Source organism: Marinobacter excellens LAMA 842 (assembly GCF_001574445.1).
GTDB lineage: Bacteria > Pseudomonadota > Gammaproteobacteria > Pseudomonadales > Oleiphilaceae > Marinobacter > Marinobacter shengliensis.
In genome coordinates, this window is the sequence record NZ_LOCO01000002.1 from 80,509 (window position 1) to 94,943 (window position 14,435).

Genomic DNA, 14,435 nt, shown 5'->3' on the forward strand with positions numbered 1-14,435 from the left:
TATCAACTCTTGTCAGTGTATCGGGTCTGCGGCTTGCGATATTCTATCGCGGCCTTGGACCAACAAAACGGCTTTCAGTTTCCAGAATAAGTGATGGATCTGTTTCGGACTCCGCATAGAAACGGATGGTGTTATTGGTGTCCGGGATAGATTCTGGCGGAACATCCACGACAGTCGGCAGCGAGCGGATTTCAGCGCTGGCAACTGTGACGTTGGTTGTTGTCAGAATCCGGATGCCCTCAAGCCCCTCAACCGACAGGTTGAAGGTCTGGGGAACCTCCGACATGTTCTGGATTTTTATCGTGTACGAGTTCTCAACGTGACCTTCGCCGTTGAAGCTGAAAAGCGCGCCACGGTCACGCAGTACGTCCATTTTGGCCGGTACCCGCGTGACCAGAGTGAAAATGATCGCTCCGATCATCAGGGTCAGAACCGCACCGTAGCCAAAGGTCCTTGGCCGAAGAAGCTTGGAGGTTTTGCCTTCCAGCTCGTTCTCGGTGGTGTATCGGATAAGCCCTTTGGGGTAATCCATTTTTTCCATCACTTCATCGCAGGCGTCAATACACAGCGCGCAGCCAATGCATTCATACTGCAAGCCATCGCGGATATCGATACCTGTGGGGCATACCTGCACGCACTGGCCGCAGTCAATGCAGTCACCCAGGCCGACGTCTGCGGGATTGACGCTTTTCTTGCGGCCACCGCGGGGCTCACCCCGGTTTGGGTCATAGGAGACAATCCGGGTGTTCGGGTCGAACATGACAGACTGGAAACGGGCATAGGGGCACATGTACAGGCACACCTGCTCGCGCATCCAGCCTGCGTTCAGGTAGGTGGCGACAGTGAAGAAGGCTACCCAGAAATAGGCCCAGCCATTGGCCTGAAGGGTGAACAGATCAACGATCAGTTCCCGGATCGGGTAGAAATAACCTACAAAGGTAAGGCCCGTTGCCAGAGCGACAAACAGCCACAAGCTGTGTTTGATGGTTTTCTTGGTGACCTTTTCCGTTGAGTTGGGGGCTTTGTCGAGCTTCATGCGCTTGTTGCGGCTACCCTCAACTTTCTCCTCGATCCACATGAAGATGAAGGTCCAGACGGTCTGGGGGCAGGTATAGCCGCACCAGACCCGGCCAAACAGGGTGGTAATGAAGAACAGGCCAAAGGCACAGATAATCAGCATGCCCGAGAGCAGGAAAAAGTCTTTGGGGAAGAAGGTTACGCCATACAGGTGGAATTCCCGTGCCGGCAGATCGAAGTGAATCAGCGGCTGGCCATTGAGGGTTAGCCACACAAATAGAAAGTACATGCCCATGAGCAGCGTCAGGCTGACGTTGCGGATCTTCTGGAACGTGCCTTTCACTTCCTTGACGTAAATCTTCTTACGGCTGGCGTAGAGATCGACGGTTTCCGGCTTGTTGTTTTTATTGGGAGGCTCGGAGGAAGGGTCTACCTGGGTGACCGGAATTTCATTGCTCATGGGTATCTCCCGAAAGGTGTCGTGCTGGGAGCGGGCCTCGAGGGTCAGCTGATCTTCTCAAGCCTGCACCCGCGAGGCAGGTGCAGGGTTGAGAAGACCGGGCCGGGGAATGCCCGGCCGGTCTGGCTCAGTTTGACAGGCTGTAAACGTAGGCTGCCAGGATCTGGATCTGATCGTCGGTCAGACGGCCTTCCTGAGCTGGCATCTCGTTCTGGCGACCGTGTTCGACGGTCTCCCGGATCCACTCGTAGGTAGAGCCGTACAGCCAGATGTTGTCGGTCAGGTTAGGTGCCCCCATGGCGGTCATGCCGGTTCCATCGGCGCCGTGACAAGCCGCACAGGCTTGCTGGTAAACAGCTTCACCCGCTTTTGCAGCCTCGGCATCCCGCTCACGACCACTGTAGCTGAGTACAAAATTAACCACCTGATCAACCTGCTGGCTGGTCATGTTGGGCATGACACCCTTGGCCGGCATGTTGCCCTGACGACCTTTGGCAATGCTGTGCCAGATCTGGTCAGGCTCACCGCCCCACAGCCAGTCGTCGTCGGTCAGGTTGGGGAAGCCCACCTGGCCGCGAGCGGCAGTACCGTGGCACACCGAACAGTTGTTGGCATACAAACGCTGGCCAATTTTCATGGCATCTTCGTTCTGCGCCAGCTCCGGGATCGGGGTGTCGCCAAACTGGGCGTAGATTTCACCGTACCTGGCATCGGCTTTGGCTACTTCCGCCTCCCACTGGTTGGCAGAGGTCCAACCCAGAATGCCCTTGAAGTTACCCAGGCCCGGATAGAGAGCCAGGTATCCCAGTGCAAACACACAGGTTGCGATGAACAGGTAAAACCACCACTTTGGCAGCGGGTTGTCGTATTCCTCGATGCCATCGAAGGAATGGCCCATTGTGCGGTCGGTTTCGGTATCGGTCGTCTGGCTTTTGCGGGTGGCCCAAAGCAGCCACCAGCAGCCGAAGATGGTACCGAGCACGATCACGCTGATCCAGATGCTCCAGAAGGTACTCATTGTTTCTTCTCCGTTTTTTCCTGTTCGAGCGTACGCTTGGCTACTTCATCGTCATCATCGGAGAAGGGCAGCTTTGAGGCTTCTTCATTTGCCTTCTTTCGGTGGGCGCTGAACGCCCACCAAATGATGCCGAGAAAAATCGCCATGATTACCAGCGAGTGTATGCCGCGTAACTCATTAATATCCATGGGATCACCGTTTGTCTGAAATCACAGTACCCAGCTGTTGCAGGTATGCGACCAGTGCTTCGATTTCGAACTTGCCTTCGATGTCTGAGGCAGCACTTGCTACCTGCTCGTCGGTATAAGGCACGCCGAGGGTCTGCAGTGTTCTCATTCGAGCTTCGATGGTGGTGTGCTTCACACGGTTATCAAACAGCCAGGGGAAAGCCGGCATGTTGGACTCAGGCACCACGCTGCGCGGATCGTACAGATGCTGGCGCTGCCAGGCATCGGAGTAACGGCCACCCACGCGGGCAAGGTCAGGACCAGTGCGCTTGGAACCCCACAGGAACGGGCGGTCATAAACAAACTCGCCCGCCACGGAGTAGTGGCCATAACGCTCGGTTTCAGCCCGGAACGGGCGAATCTGCTGGGTATGGCACACGTGGCAGCCTTCGCGGATATAGATGTCCCGGCCTTCCAGTTCCAATGCGGACAGCGGTTCCAGACCATCTACTGGCTGGTTCACATCCTTCTGGAAGAACAGGGGCACTACTTCGGCCAGAAAGCCGCCGCTGATGACCACCACAATCAGGACGATCATCAGGCCAAGGTTCTTTTCTACTATTTCGTGTCTCATCTGGTCTCTCCCCTTACGCCGCTTGAACGGCAGCGTTGTCCTGTGCTGCGGCTTCTTTCTGGCGTACGGTCATGTACACGTTGTAAGCCATGATCAGCATGCCGGCCAGGAAGATGGCGCCACCAATAAACCGGACGAAATAGCCGGGGTAGGACGCTTCCAGAGATTCAACGAAGCTGTAGGTCAGAGTGCCGTCTTCGTTAACTGCGCGCCACATCAGGCCCTGCATGATGCCGTTAACCCACATGGCAACGATGTACAGGACGGTACCAACAGTAGCCAGCCAGAAGTGAACGTTGATCAGTGCGGTGCTGTACATGGCTTGCACGCCCCAGAGTTTCGGAACCAGGTGATAGACGGCGCCGATACTGATCATGGCTACCCAGCCGAGGGCACCGGAGTGCACGTGGCCGATGGTCCAGTCAGTGTTGTGGGACAGTGCGTTAACGGTCTTGATGGACATCATCGGGCCTTCGAAGGTGGACATGCCATAGAAGGACAGGGAGACCACCAGGAACCGCAGGATTGGATCGGTGCGCAGTTTGTGCCAGGCGCCAGACAGGGTCATCATGCCATTGATCATGCCGCCCCAGGACGGAGCCAGCAGGATCAGGGACATCACCATGCCCGCAGTCTGTGCCCAGTCAGGCAGGGCAGAGTAGTGCAGGTGGTGGCCGCCGGCCCACACATAGGTGGTGATCAGCGCCCAGAAGTGCACGATCGACAAGCGGTAGGAATAAACCGGACGGTTCGCCTGCTTGGGTACGAAATAGTACATCATGCCCAGGAAGCCGGCGGTCAGGAAGAAGCCAACGGCGTTGTGGCCGTACCACCATTGCATCATGGCGTCAGTGACACCCGCGTACGCCGAGTAGGATTTCCAGGCGGTAGCTGGCAGGGCCATGTTGTTACCGATGTGCAGAACTGCCACGGTAATGATGAATGCGCCGTAGAACCAGTTGGCCACATAGATGTGCGGTGTGCTGCGCTTCATCACGGTGCCGAAGAACACCAGAGCGTAGGTTACCCACACGATGGCAATGGCGATATCAATCGGCCATTCCAGCTCTGCGTATTCCTTGGAAGACGTGATGCCCAGTGGCAAGGTAATGGCGGCCGATACAATGATCGCCTGCCAGCCCCAGAATGTGAACGCTGCCATACCATCGGAGAACAGGCGGGCCTGACAGGTCCGCTGTACTACGTAGTAAGAGGTAGCAAACAGGGCACTTCCACCAAAGCCGAAGATGACGGCGTTGGTGTGCAGCGGCCGCAGGCGACCGAAGTGAGTCCAGGGCAGATCGAGGTTGAGGGATGGCCAAACCAGCTGTGCTGCAATCAGCACACCCAGAGCCATGCCTACAATACCCCATACCACTGTCATGATGGCGAATTGTCTCACCACCTTGTAGTTGTATGTCAGGTTTGCATTTACTGTGCTCATAGCCTTACCAATGGGTTTAGGATGGGGAAATATGCGGGCGCAAGTATGGAGAAACCATTAGGCCTTTGCAATGATTCAGGTCAACTCCTGACATTCGTCAAATCCGCTGGAATCAGCAGTTTGGCCAACAGTTTGCAAGGCTTGAACCGCGTTACAAAAGCGCCTTGAAGGTTTCCGCTCGGTCGCTAATGATACCCGCTGACAGCGAGGAGTTGAATGTTGTGAACCGGATTAAGACCAAAGGTTACGGTAAAGGGGCCAAAAGTGTCATGTTGCTGGCCCATGGGGCCGGCGCGCCCATGGACTCTCCTTTCATGGAGCAACTATCTGACGCTTTGGATCGGCAGGGGATTGCAACGGTCAGGTTTGAGTTTCCGTATATGGTTCGGCGGCGGGAAGACGGCCGCAAGCGGCCACCGGACCGAATGCCTGTGTTGCTGGATTCATTCCGGGCCGAAGTGGCACGGGTGCGAGATGAGGTGAGTGAGGACTGCCTGATGCTGGTTGGAGGCAAGTCGATGGGTGGTCGGGTGGCCTCAATGTTGGCCAGTGAACATGCTCCGGGTATTGCCGGGGTTATCTGCTATGGCTACCCTTTCCATCCCCCGGGCAAGCCAGATCGGTGGCGTATTGATCATTTTTCGACCGTTGGCTGCCCGATGATGATTGTACAAGGAACCCGGGACCCTTTCGGCAAGCTGGAGGAGGTAGCGGCCCAGGGTGAGATGCCGGGGCTTTCCCGGCTGTGCTGGTTGGATGGCGGAAACCATGACTTTCAGACACCGGCAAAGCATCCCGGCAGCCAGGCAACCCTTATCGAGCAGGCGGCTGGCGAAACCGGCCGATTTGTTCAGGAGTTGCTGGCGGGCTCGGAGCTGTGTTGAGCAAGGGTAATTGCGTCCCGGCCGGCGGCTTTGGAGGCATAGAGGGCTTCATCGGCGCGTCGGAACAGGCTGTCTGGCTGCTCTTCGACGCCCAGTTCCGCGATGCCTGCGCTAACGGTGAGGCTGACGGCTGTACCATCGGGAGCGGTAATGCGAGAGTCCCGCACCGCCTCAAGAATATCCTGGCACAACTTGGAAGCGCCGGTGGCGTCTGTACCGGGTAGCAGCAGGGCAAATTCCTCACCACCAAAACGGACCGCGACATCCCGTGGTCGCTTGATCTGGTTCTTCAGGCAGGTCGCGATGTGCCTGAGGCATTGGTCACCGAAATCGTGGCCCCAGCTGTCGTTAATCCGCTTGAAATGATCGGCATCAACCAGCGCCAGCGACAATGGCTGGCCGGTTCGACGGGCTTCACGGCAGAGTTCCGGTAACAGGTTATCCATATGCCGGCGGTTGTGTAGTCCGGTCAGGGCATCGTTCAGGCTGAGGGACGCCAGTTTCCGGTTCGCCTGCTCAAGTTCCCGCATGGTATTGCGCAGTTGTGCGGTGCGCTCGTGAACCTTGAACTCCAGCTCTGTGCGTGCTTGGTGCTCAATATCCAGCAACTTCTGATTCAGCAGGCGCCAGCGTTGCACCATGGCATAGTTCAGCAGGATAACCTGCCCCCCGACAGCCGCTTGCATCATGACCTCGCGGGCCAGGTAGTCGCCCAGGTAGCCGAAGGCCGCCAGGGCATAGGCCAGGGCACCGACCACCATGATCATCCAGGCAGCGATGTACCAGAAGGCGGGCAGGTAACCCTGGCGCCAGCGGATAGTCGCAATGACCGACAACGCGGCAATCACCATCAGCGCATGGGCTGTGTTGAGCAGGATGGCTTTGGAGTAGGGTAGCAGGAAGGTCAGGGCCAGGAAGCCCACAGCAGACCAGACCAACCCCCGGAGCACGGATTCTGAAATCGTGCCGGCGCTGACATCAAGAAATGACCAGCCAAACAGTGCCATGGCGGCTGAGCAGATGACCAGGGTGAGCGGGATCGACAGGTTCGCCAGCTGTGCACTCTCGGGCCAGAAATACTGATTCGCGAAGCCGCCCATGGCAAACAGAAACATCGCCATGGAGCTGATATAGAAAGCGTTATAGAAGTAGTACCGGGTGCCGGAGCTGAAGAATAGCAGCAGGTTAAAGGCGGCCAGAATCAGCAGCGCCCCGTAAAACAGGCCGTGGATCAAGGTCAGGTGATTGCTTTCTGCAATGACCTCTTCCGGTGTCATCAGGGCCAGGGGCACATTCAGCGCCCCGCTGCTGTGAACCCGGATGGTAATGGTGCGCCGTTCGGACGGATCCAGCGTGACCGGTAACAGGTAATAACGGTAATCTATGCCCCGGGTGGCAAACGGCAGGGAATCACCTGTGGTCAGTGGCGGCGCCGCCTCGGTGACGACATCCGGGCTGCCCGGCTGGTGGCGGTATTGCCAGAAGGTGATTTCGTCCAGCAGCGGGTAATTAAGTTTCAGATACCAGAGCGCCCGGTTGGCGCCCGGGTTGTGGACGGTCAGTTGTATCCAGTAGACGGCGTCTGTATGGCTGAACACCAGGTCGTGGCCATTGGCGGGTGTCCAGGGCATATCCACCGGCAGTTCTGATGCGCTCTGAGCGGCGTGGGCTGGCTCGCCGGGGCGGGCGGAATGGAAACACAAGTGATGATTAATTGCGCTCCGGGCTTCGGGGTTGGTTGCCTGTAGGGTCGGGCATGGTTCCGCCGCCATGCTGTAACCGGGCATAATGCCGGCAAAGGCCAGCAGGCCAAGCATCAGCAGGGCGCAGAATCGAGGCGTCATCAACGAAATCCCGTGTCGAATGAAGGCGGAAGTGTAGCCAGCGTAAACAAATCCTGCTGTTAAACAGGTTCAAGTTTCTTGTTTGTCGGGGTGTCAGATTCCTGACAATTTTGAATGAAAAGGTGATAGATGCAACAGGTTATGCTGGTGTGCCGCCCGGGATTCGAAGCCGAGGCGGGCCAGGAAGTGACGGATCAGGCAGCCCTTAAAGGCGTGTTTGGTTATTTTCAGCCGGTCAGGAACAGCGGGTTGGTCCGGTTTACCATTGGCAGTGAGGAAAGCCCGGAGGAACTGATGGGCCGCCTGCCGTTGGACGAACTGGTATTTGTTCGGGACTGGTTCGTTATCCTGGGCGATTGTGCGTTGCCAGTACAGGATCGGGTTGGGGCCGTGGTCGGTTTTCTGCGAGATCAGGATTGGAAGGGGAGTGGCTGTGCCCGGGTAGAGGTGCGTTTACCGGAGAACAACGAGGACCGGGACCTGGGTAACTTTTCCCGAAAATGGGTGGCGCCGTTATCCAAGGGCCTGCGGGGCGCGGGATTGCTTCAGGAAACGGCGGATGCAAAGACTAGAAAACGGCTGGAAATACTGCTGGCAGACTTTGGTATGGCTGTGATTGGGTACAGCCTCGCTGGTAACCGGTCGCCGTTCCCTGGGGGCGTGCCGCGGCTCAGATTACCCGCCTCGGCCCCCAGCCGCTCCGCGCTCAAACTCGAGGAAGCCTGGAAAGTATTTCTGCCGGAGGATCGCTGGCTCGACTACCTGGGTGGTGGCAGGAAAGCCGTCGATCTGGGAGCCGCGCCCGGCGGTTGGACCTGGCAACTGGTGAACCAGGGTATGATGGTGACGGCTGTTGATAATGGCCCGATGAATCCGGATTTGATGGCCAGTGGGCATGTTGAGCACATTGAGGCGGATGGTTATGCCTGGCGCCCGAAGCGGGCGGTCGACTGGATGGTTTGCGACATAGTCGATAAGCCGCGCCGCACCGCCCGGATGGCAGTGGACTGGCTGGCAGACAGGCTTTGCCGTTACACGGTATTCAACCTGAAGTTACCGATGAAGAAGCGCTACGACGAATGGCTGGTATGCCAGGACATCCTGGTGCGTGGTCTTGAGGAGGCGGGCCTGACTTGCCGTGTACGGGCCCGCCACCTTTATCATGATCGAGAGGAAATCACCTGTTTTATCGAGCGCCTGGACTAAGCCGGAGTGGCTCAGGGCATAGGGCTTTGCTCAAGAACTGTGATGATTTCATCGCGGTCCATCATGGGCACCAGTTCTGCCATCAGCTCGCGCCGCTCCCGGGAGTGGTACCAGCGATCCCAGTCAGCTTCAGAGCGCCAGTTGGCAAGGGTGATACGGTGGTTCGGGTCATGGCTGTCGACCAGCGTCTCACCTGAAATAAAACCGGGTGTACTAACGGCCTGCTGCAGTACCAAACGTGAACGCTCCTCGTAGGCGGTTTCCAGAGACTCTGCGATGTGTCGTTCAATCAAAACCCGAATCATGCAATTGGTCCTTTATTTTCGTTGCTGTAAACAATAATTTAGCACCGGATTCTGAAAATCACGAGAACTGGAGGTGGCTGTTGTGACAACCCTGGAGTTTCAAGCCGAGCTGGACGCTCGAGGGCTGTTGTGCCCGGAACCGGTAATGATGCTGCACACCCGGATCAACGATGTTGGCGTGGGGGAAGTGTTGCGCGTTGTAGCGACCGATCCTTCAACAACCCGGGATATACCCCGTTTTTGCCAGTTCCTGAGCCATGAGCTGCTGAGCCAACAGGAACTGGAAGGGGAATTCCATTTCCTGATTCGCCGTTGTGAGAGCTGAGCACACCGCTCAGCTCTCCCGGGCCACCTTGCCAAGATGGTCAAGGAACTGCCTACGGTTCATTTCCCCGAGCACCCGTGCTTCCTGTAGCTCTTCGCCGTTGGTTCGATAGAACAGAATGGCCGGCGGACCAAATAGCCCGAGTTCATTCAGCAGGGCCTGTTGGTCACGGGTGTTGTCGGTCATGTCGATTTGCAACAGGGTGTAGGGTGCTAACGCCTGGATCACGTCCTGGTCGCTGAACACGTTCCGCTCCATGATTTTGCACGACACGCACCAATCCGCGTAGAAGTCGAGCACAACAGGTTGCTGGTTGGCGCGGGCATCGGCCAGCATTGCGCGAATCTGTTGCGGATCTTCGACCCGCTGGAAGTCTGCATGGCTGGCGCCGCCGCCCTGAACCTGGCCGGCAGATGCGGTAAACGGTGCCAGCGGCCGCAGCGGATCATTGGCGCCGCTGAACGCCCCTGCCAGGAGCGCCAGGCCATAGGCGAACATTACCAGGCCCAGGCCCTTGCGTGTGCGTTCCCAGCCAGCCCTGGCCGCATCAAAAGCACCCAACTGAACGCCTGTGATGGCCACCAGTAGCCCCCACATGGTCAGGCCTGCCCAGGCTGGTACCATCCGCTCGATAAGCCAGATGGCAACGGCAAGCAGCATCACGCCGTAAAAATGTTTGACGGTCGTCATCCAGTGGCCTGAGGTAGGCAGCAGCTTGCGTCCGCCGACGGCCACAAGAATCAGTGGCACACCCATGCCAAGCCCAAGTGCAAGCAGGGCAACGCCGCCTATGACGGCGTCCTGTGTGGTTGAAATGTAAAGCAGGCTACCGGCCAGAGGCGCAGAGACACAGGGCGAGACAATCAGTGCCGACAATGAACCAATGCCGAAGATACTGATCACCCGGGTGCCGGTCAGCTTCTGGCTGGCATCGTTCAGCGGCTCGCGGATAAACCTGGGTAGCTGAATCTCAAACAGGTCAAACATCGCCAGGGCAAACACCACAAACAGTGCCGCAAAAACACCGAGTACGAGGGGCGACTGGAGCTGTGCCTGCAGGTTGAAACTGGCGCCCAGCAGGCCGGTAATCACCCCAGCGGCGGCGTAGGTAAGCGCCATGCCCAGCACGTAGCTGCCGGAAAGAAGGAGAGCATGGCCTGTCGTGCGGGTGTTGTGGCCTGAGACCATAGTGGAAATAATCGGCACCATGGGCAACACGCACGGGGTGAAGGTCAGCCCCAGCCCCAGCAGGAAGAATACCCCAGCGATCATCCAGATCGACTGGCTGGACAGGAATCCGGCCAGGCCGGTTGCCGAAGAAGTGTTATCTGTCGTGTTGAATGCTCCGCTGCTGGAGACGCTGCCTGAAGCGGGTGAGGAACGACTGCCCTGGCTATCACCTTTACCCGGATAGTACAGAACGTCCCGCGTCTGCGGCGGATAACACAGACCCGCCTTTGCGCAGCCCTGGTAGGTCACTTGCAGTTCCGCTTCCTGTATACCCTCGGGAAGGATGACCGGCACCCGGGCCTCGACCGGATCGAAGAACACCATCATCTCGCCGAAGTATTCGTCTTCGGTCAGGGTGCCGGGCAGGGAGAACTCGGGCTCGCCAATGCTGACGCCTTCAGTGACCGGAGTAATCTGTATACGGCTTTTGTAGAGATAGTGTTCCGGGGCAATATTCCAGGACAGGACAACGCTGTCGCCTTCCGTGCTGTGGTTGAAGGGCAGCGCCTCGTCTACGGGCAGGAAGCCGTTGTTGCCGCCACCAAACAGGGAGCTTCCTGAGTTGCCAAAGGCCAGGGCGGAGGCCGGAAGCAGGGTAAACAGCAGTGCCAGCAAGGCCCCGAGCTGGGAGACCGGGCGGCGCAATCGTTGATGGGAGTCTGGAATAGCTGTCATGAATTCTTCGTTATCCTGGGTGTTTCCAATGGGGGGCGGTATTGCGGCTCGTCGCCTTGCTGCCAGTGACATCATTGCCATGGCAAAGTTCCCTCTGGTATTGCTTGTATTAAAGTCGCACAATAGCCAACCGATGAATCACAATCCAGACGATCTTATCATGCTGTTCAACGACCTGTTCCGGGAATCCTTCCGGACCATTCTGGTCAGGGGCAGTGACGAACCGGAGTACCTGCCTGCCAGCGAGCCAGACGGACTTGCCCGGGTAGTGTTTGCCCACGGTTTTTTTGCCAGTGCCCTCCACGAGATTGCCCATTGGTGTATAGCCGGTGAGCATCGGCGCACATTGCACGATTACGGATATTGGTATTGTCCGGATGGTCGCAGCCTGGAACAACAGCAGGCGTTTGAGCAGGTGGAGGTCAAGCCTCAGGCCGTTGAATGGCTGTTTTCCCTGGCGGCCGGCTCTCGCTTTCATATCAGCGTTGATAACCTTGCCGGCAGCGGCGCGGCCAATGAGCAAGGCTTCCGCCAGAATGTGCGCCTGCAGGCCTCCCAATATCTGGCTCATGGCCTGCCATCAAGGGCTCAGCAATTTTTCGATACACTCAAGTCTTTCTACGGGACTGCCGACAGGGTCCAGCATCACTGGAACCAGGACAGGCGCCGTTTGGCGCCCATGGCAACCGAACACGACCAATCAAGGATAACAGAACCTCTATGACAGCTGACCTAAAACCTACCGGCGATTTACGCTTCAGCGATCTTAACCTGGACAAGCGTCTGCTGGATGCCATCAGTAAAATCGGATTTGAATACTGCACGCCCATTCAGGCCGAAACCCTGCCCTGGACCCTGGCTTGCGAAGACCTGATCGGCCAGGCCCAGACCGGTACCGGTAAAACGGCAGCCTTCCTGATTACGGCGATACAGACTCTGCTGGAAACACCGGTGGATGAAAAAGACCGGTTTGCCTCTGAGCCCAGAGTGCTTGCCCTGGCTCCAACCCGTGAATTGGCGATGCAGATTGCCAAGGACGCAGAGCAGCTGTGCCAGTACACCGGCCACAATGTGGTTACCGTGGTGGGCGGTATGAACTACGACAAGCAACGCGAGCAGTTGCAGAACGAGATTGTCGACATTCTGGTGGCAACCCCGGGCCGGTTGATCGACTTTTTGGGCTCCCAGGACGTGTTTCTGGACCAGATCGACATCCTGATCCTGGATGAAGCAGACCGCATGCTGGATATGGGCTTCATCCCTGACGTCAAACGAATTATCCGCAAGTGCACCAGCAAAGAAGATCGCCAAACCCTGCTGTTCAGCGCCACCTTCAACCAGGACGTTCTGAACCTGGCGTCCATGTGGACCCAAAACGCAGAGTTTGTTGAGATCGAGCCGGAGCAGAAAACCGCCGAACGGGTAGAGCAGACCGTGTATCTGGTGTCTGACGACGACAAACTGCCGGTGCTGGTGAACTACCTCAAACGTCCGGAAGTTGAGAAGGCCATTGTGTTTGCCAATCGTCGTGACCAGTGCCGGGATCTTGAGGAGGATCTGAAGAATCAGGGCGTGAAGGTGTCCCTGATGTCTGGTGAGATCGCCCAGAACAAACGGTTGAAAACCCTGGACCAGTTCAAAAAGGGGCAGATCCAGGTGCTGGTGGCTACCGATGTGGCAGGCCGGGGCATTCACGTGAATGGCGTTACCCACGTGTTCAACTACAACCTGCCTGAGAACGCCGAGGATTACGTACACCGGATTGGTCGTACCGGGCGCGCAGGCAAGACCGGTGTTTCCGTCAGCTTTGCCGGGGAAGACGACTCTTTTGCCTTACCGGAGATCGAGAAGTACATCAGCCAGAAGCTGAAAACCGCGGTGCCAGACGAAGACTTGATGGCCACCATGGATAACCCGCCGATCACGCGCAAGCGCGGTGGTCGCCGCCCCCAGAGCGGCCGCGGGCCGGCAGGGCGTGGCGGTTCGCGGCCCCGGCGCAACTGAGTCGCGTTGGTACAGGGCGATTTAGGGTGATGGAGACCAGGTTATGCTGATCGTTGCGGACGAGAACATTCCTTTACTGGACGCGTTCTTCGGTGATATTGGAGAAATACGCCGGGTTACAGGGCGAACACTGAGTCGTGAGCAGGTGCAGGATGCGGATATCCTGCTGGTTCGTTCGGTGACCCGTGTTAACCGGGAGTTGCTTGAAGGCAGCCGGGTTCGTTTTGTGGGTACTGCGACCATTGGCACAGACCATATTGACCTGGAGTGGTTGCAGGCGAGGGGTATCGGCTTTGCCGCCGCCCCCGGATGCAACGCCACCAGTGTGGCCGAATACGTGTTGTCGGTGGTATCGCTGTTTGCTGAGCGACGGGGGCTGGACGATTGGACATCCCTGACGGTTGGTATCGTTGGCGTTGGTAATGTCGGTGGTCAGCTGGCTCAATGCCTGGAGCGCCTTGGTTTTGAGGTGCGCCTGTGTGACCCGCCGAGGCAGGAACGGGAACCCGGTGCTGAGCTGCCCTTTGTCAGTCTGGCTGAGGCGCTGGAGTGTGACGTGGTTACCCTGCATACGCCATTAACCCGCCATCAGCCCCACGCCACCTGGCACATGGTGTCTGACCCGGAGCTGGCGTTGATCGGCGCCGATCAACTGCTGATCAACGGTGGTAGGGGAGAAGTTGTTGATTCCGAGGCCTTGATGCGCAGACTGGAACAGGCTGATGCACCGCTGGTGGCCCTGGATGTCTGGGAGCATGAGCCTGGGATACGTCCCGATCTTGTGGACAAGGTATGGCTCGCGACGCCCCATATTGCCGGGTACAGCCTGGAAGGCAAGATGCAGGGCACGGAAATGGTTTATCGGGCGCTGTGTCAGTTCCTGGGCCTGCCCATACGCAAGAAAGCAGGCCAGTTTTTACCTGAACCAGCGGTCAGCAAAGTCTCGTTTACCAGTTCCGCCGAGGAAGATGAGGCCATTCGTACGGCACTGCGGGTCTGTTATGACCCAAGGCGGGATGACGCCAGGCTGAGACTGGCCATGCGGGGAAATCCGGAGCAACGGGCTGTGGCGTTTGACCGCCTGCGCCGGGACTATCCGGTGCGCCGGGAGTGCTCCAGCCTGAAGATTCAGCTCAAAGGGACCAGTAAATCGCTCCAGGATGGTTTCCGTGCGCTGGGCTGCAAACTCAAGATCTGATCAACATTACCTGATTGCACAGGC

Annotated in this window: 14 protein-coding genes; 6 read left to right on the forward strand and 8 right to left on the reverse strand. The window is 57.7% G+C overall.

All coding sequences use genetic code 11. The features are described from left to right. Positions 1-43 precede the first annotated feature (43 nt). The 5 genes from ccoG to ccoN form a co-directional block, all read right to left on the reverse strand. Complete coding sequence (gene ccoG / locus J122_RS02440; protein ID WP_058089526.1) at positions 44-1,477, reverse strand: cytochrome c oxidase accessory protein CcoG; 1,434 nt, start codon at positions 1,475-1,477, stop codon at positions 44-46. A 127-nt stretch (positions 1,478-1,604) separates the two neighbouring features. Beyond that, on the reverse strand, positions 1,605-2,495 hold the full coding sequence (gene ccoP / locus J122_RS02445; RefSeq protein WP_058089527.1) for a cytochrome-c oxidase, cbb3-type subunit III: 891 nt from the start codon (positions 2,493-2,495) through the stop codon (positions 1,605-1,607). Next, positions 2,492-2,683, reverse strand: coding sequence for a CcoQ/FixQ family Cbb3-type cytochrome c oxidase assembly chaperone (locus J122_RS02450; RefSeq protein ID WP_058089528.1), 192 nt, complete (start codon positions 2,681-2,683; stop codon positions 2,492-2,494). Before J122_RS02450 ends, ccoP begins: the two co-directional genes overlap by 4 nt. A gap of 4 nt (positions 2,684-2,687) precedes the next feature. Continuing rightward, positions 2,688-3,296 carry a cytochrome-c oxidase, cbb3-type subunit II gene (ccoO, locus tag J122_RS02455; protein WP_058089529.1) on the reverse strand — a complete coding sequence of 203 codons (609 nt, stop codon included), beginning with the start codon at positions 3,294-3,296 and terminating at the stop codon, positions 2,688-2,690. A 13-nt stretch (positions 3,297-3,309) separates the two neighbouring features. Next, the gene (gene ccoN / locus J122_RS02460; protein ID WP_058089530.1) at positions 3,310-4,740 is read right to left on the reverse strand and encodes a cytochrome-c oxidase, cbb3-type subunit I; all 1,431 of its coding nucleotides are present in this window, start codon (positions 4,738-4,740) and stop codon (positions 3,310-3,312) included. Between the two features lie 221 nt (positions 4,741-4,961). On the opposite strand from ccoN, the gene J122_RS02465 reads away from it, so the two are divergent. After that, positions 4,962-5,624 carry an alpha/beta family hydrolase gene (locus J122_RS02465; RefSeq protein ID WP_227510065.1) on the forward strand — a complete coding sequence of 221 codons (663 nt, stop codon included), beginning with the start codon at positions 4,962-4,964 and terminating at the stop codon, positions 5,622-5,624. Here J122_RS02465 and J122_RS02470 read toward each other — a convergent pair. Next, positions 5,591-7,468: a diguanylate cyclase gene (locus tag J122_RS02470; protein ID WP_138436421.1), complete on the reverse strand. Its 1,878-nt coding sequence runs from the start codon at positions 7,466-7,468 to the stop codon at positions 5,591-5,593. The genes J122_RS02465 and J122_RS02470 overlap by 34 nt on opposite strands. A gap of 129 nt (positions 7,469-7,597) precedes the next feature. Between J122_RS02470 and rlmM the strand changes: the two genes are divergently transcribed. After that, entirely contained in the window at positions 7,598-8,674 is a 1,077-nt protein-coding gene (gene rlmM / locus J122_RS02475) for a 23S rRNA (cytidine(2498)-2'-O)-methyltransferase RlmM (protein ID WP_058089531.1), read from the forward strand. Positions 8,675-8,685: 11 nt separating this feature from the next. On the opposite strand, the gene J122_RS02480 is transcribed toward rlmM, so the two are convergent. Next, positions 8,686-8,979 carry an antibiotic biosynthesis monooxygenase family protein gene (locus tag J122_RS02480; RefSeq protein WP_058089532.1) on the reverse strand — a complete coding sequence of 98 codons (294 nt, stop codon included), beginning with the start codon at positions 8,977-8,979 and terminating at the stop codon, positions 8,686-8,688. An 82-nt stretch (positions 8,980-9,061) separates the two neighbouring features. Between J122_RS02480 and tusA the strand changes: the two genes are divergently transcribed. Continuing rightward, positions 9,062-9,304, forward strand: a complete 243-nt coding sequence (tusA, locus tag J122_RS02485; protein WP_058089533.1) for a sulfurtransferase TusA — start codon at positions 9,062-9,064, stop codon at positions 9,302-9,304. A gap of 9 nt (positions 9,305-9,313) precedes the next feature. Here tusA and dsbD read toward each other — a convergent pair whose 3' ends face one another. Continuing rightward, on the reverse strand, positions 9,314-11,209 hold the full coding sequence (gene dsbD, locus J122_RS02490; RefSeq protein WP_058089534.1) for a protein-disulfide reductase DsbD: 1,896 nt from the start codon (positions 11,207-11,209) through the stop codon (positions 9,314-9,316). Here dsbD and J122_RS02495 point away from each other — a divergent pair. From J122_RS02495 to pdxB, 3 genes are read left to right on the forward strand one after another with little or no spacing between them, the layout of a single operon-like run. After that, positions 11,208-11,933, forward strand: coding sequence for an elongation factor P hydroxylase (locus tag J122_RS02495; protein WP_374787047.1), 726 nt, complete (start codon positions 11,208-11,210; stop codon positions 11,931-11,933). The genes dsbD and J122_RS02495 overlap by 2 nt on opposite strands. Next, a complete protein-coding gene (gene rhlB, locus J122_RS02500) occupies positions 11,930-13,213 on the forward strand; it encodes an ATP-dependent RNA helicase RhlB (RefSeq protein WP_061330980.1) in 1,284 nt (427 codons plus the stop codon). The genes J122_RS02495 and rhlB overlap by 4 nt, the downstream gene beginning before the upstream one ends. Positions 13,214-13,256: 43 nt before the next feature. Continuing rightward, positions 13,257-14,411, forward strand: coding sequence for a 4-phosphoerythronate dehydrogenase PdxB (gene pdxB / locus J122_RS02505; protein ID WP_061330981.1), 1,155 nt, complete (start codon positions 13,257-13,259; stop codon positions 14,409-14,411). Positions 14,412-14,435 lie beyond the last annotated feature (24 nt).

Bases quoted from the DNA above. Each gene is read 5' to 3' on its own strand.
- ccoG (WP_058089526.1), bottom strand. From the start codon at position 1,477: ATGAGCAATGAAATTCCGGTCACCCAGGTAGACCCTTCCTCCGAGCCT.
- ccoP (WP_058089527.1), bottom strand. From the start codon at position 2,495: ATGAGTACCTTCTGGAGCATCTGGATCAGCGTGATCGTGCTCGGTACC.
- J122_RS02450 (WP_058089528.1), bottom strand. From the start codon at position 2,683: ATGGATATTAATGAGTTACGCGGCATACACTCGCTGGTAATCATGGCG.
- ccoO (WP_058089529.1), bottom strand. From the start codon at position 3,296: ATGAGACACGAAATAGTAGAAAAGAACCTTGGCCTGATGATCGTCCTG.
- ccoN (WP_058089530.1), bottom strand. From the start codon at position 4,740: ATGAGCACAGTAAATGCAAACCTGACATACAACTACAAGGTGGTGAGA.
- J122_RS02470 (WP_138436421.1), bottom strand. From the start codon at position 7,468: ATGACGCCTCGATTCTGCGCCCTGCTGATGCTTGGCCTGCTGGCCTTT.
- rlmM (WP_058089531.1), top strand. From the start codon at position 7,598: ATGCAACAGGTTATGCTGGTGTGCCGCCCGGGATTCGAAGCCGAGGCG.
- J122_RS02480 (WP_058089532.1), bottom strand. From the start codon at position 8,979: ATGATTCGGGTTTTGATTGAACGACACATCGCAGAGTCTCTGGAAACC.
- J122_RS02495 (WP_374787047.1), top strand. From the start codon at position 11,208: ATGAATTCTTCGTTATCCTGGGTGTTTCCAATGGGGGGCGGTATTGCG.
- dsbD (WP_058089534.1), bottom strand. From the start codon at position 11,209: ATGACAGCTATTCCAGACTCCCATCAACGATTGCGCCGCCCGGTCTCC.
- rhlB (WP_061330980.1), top strand. From the start codon at position 11,930: ATGACAGCTGACCTAAAACCTACCGGCGATTTACGCTTCAGCGATCTT.
- pdxB (WP_061330981.1), top strand. From the start codon at position 13,257: ATGCTGATCGTTGCGGACGAGAACATTCCTTTACTGGACGCGTTCTTC.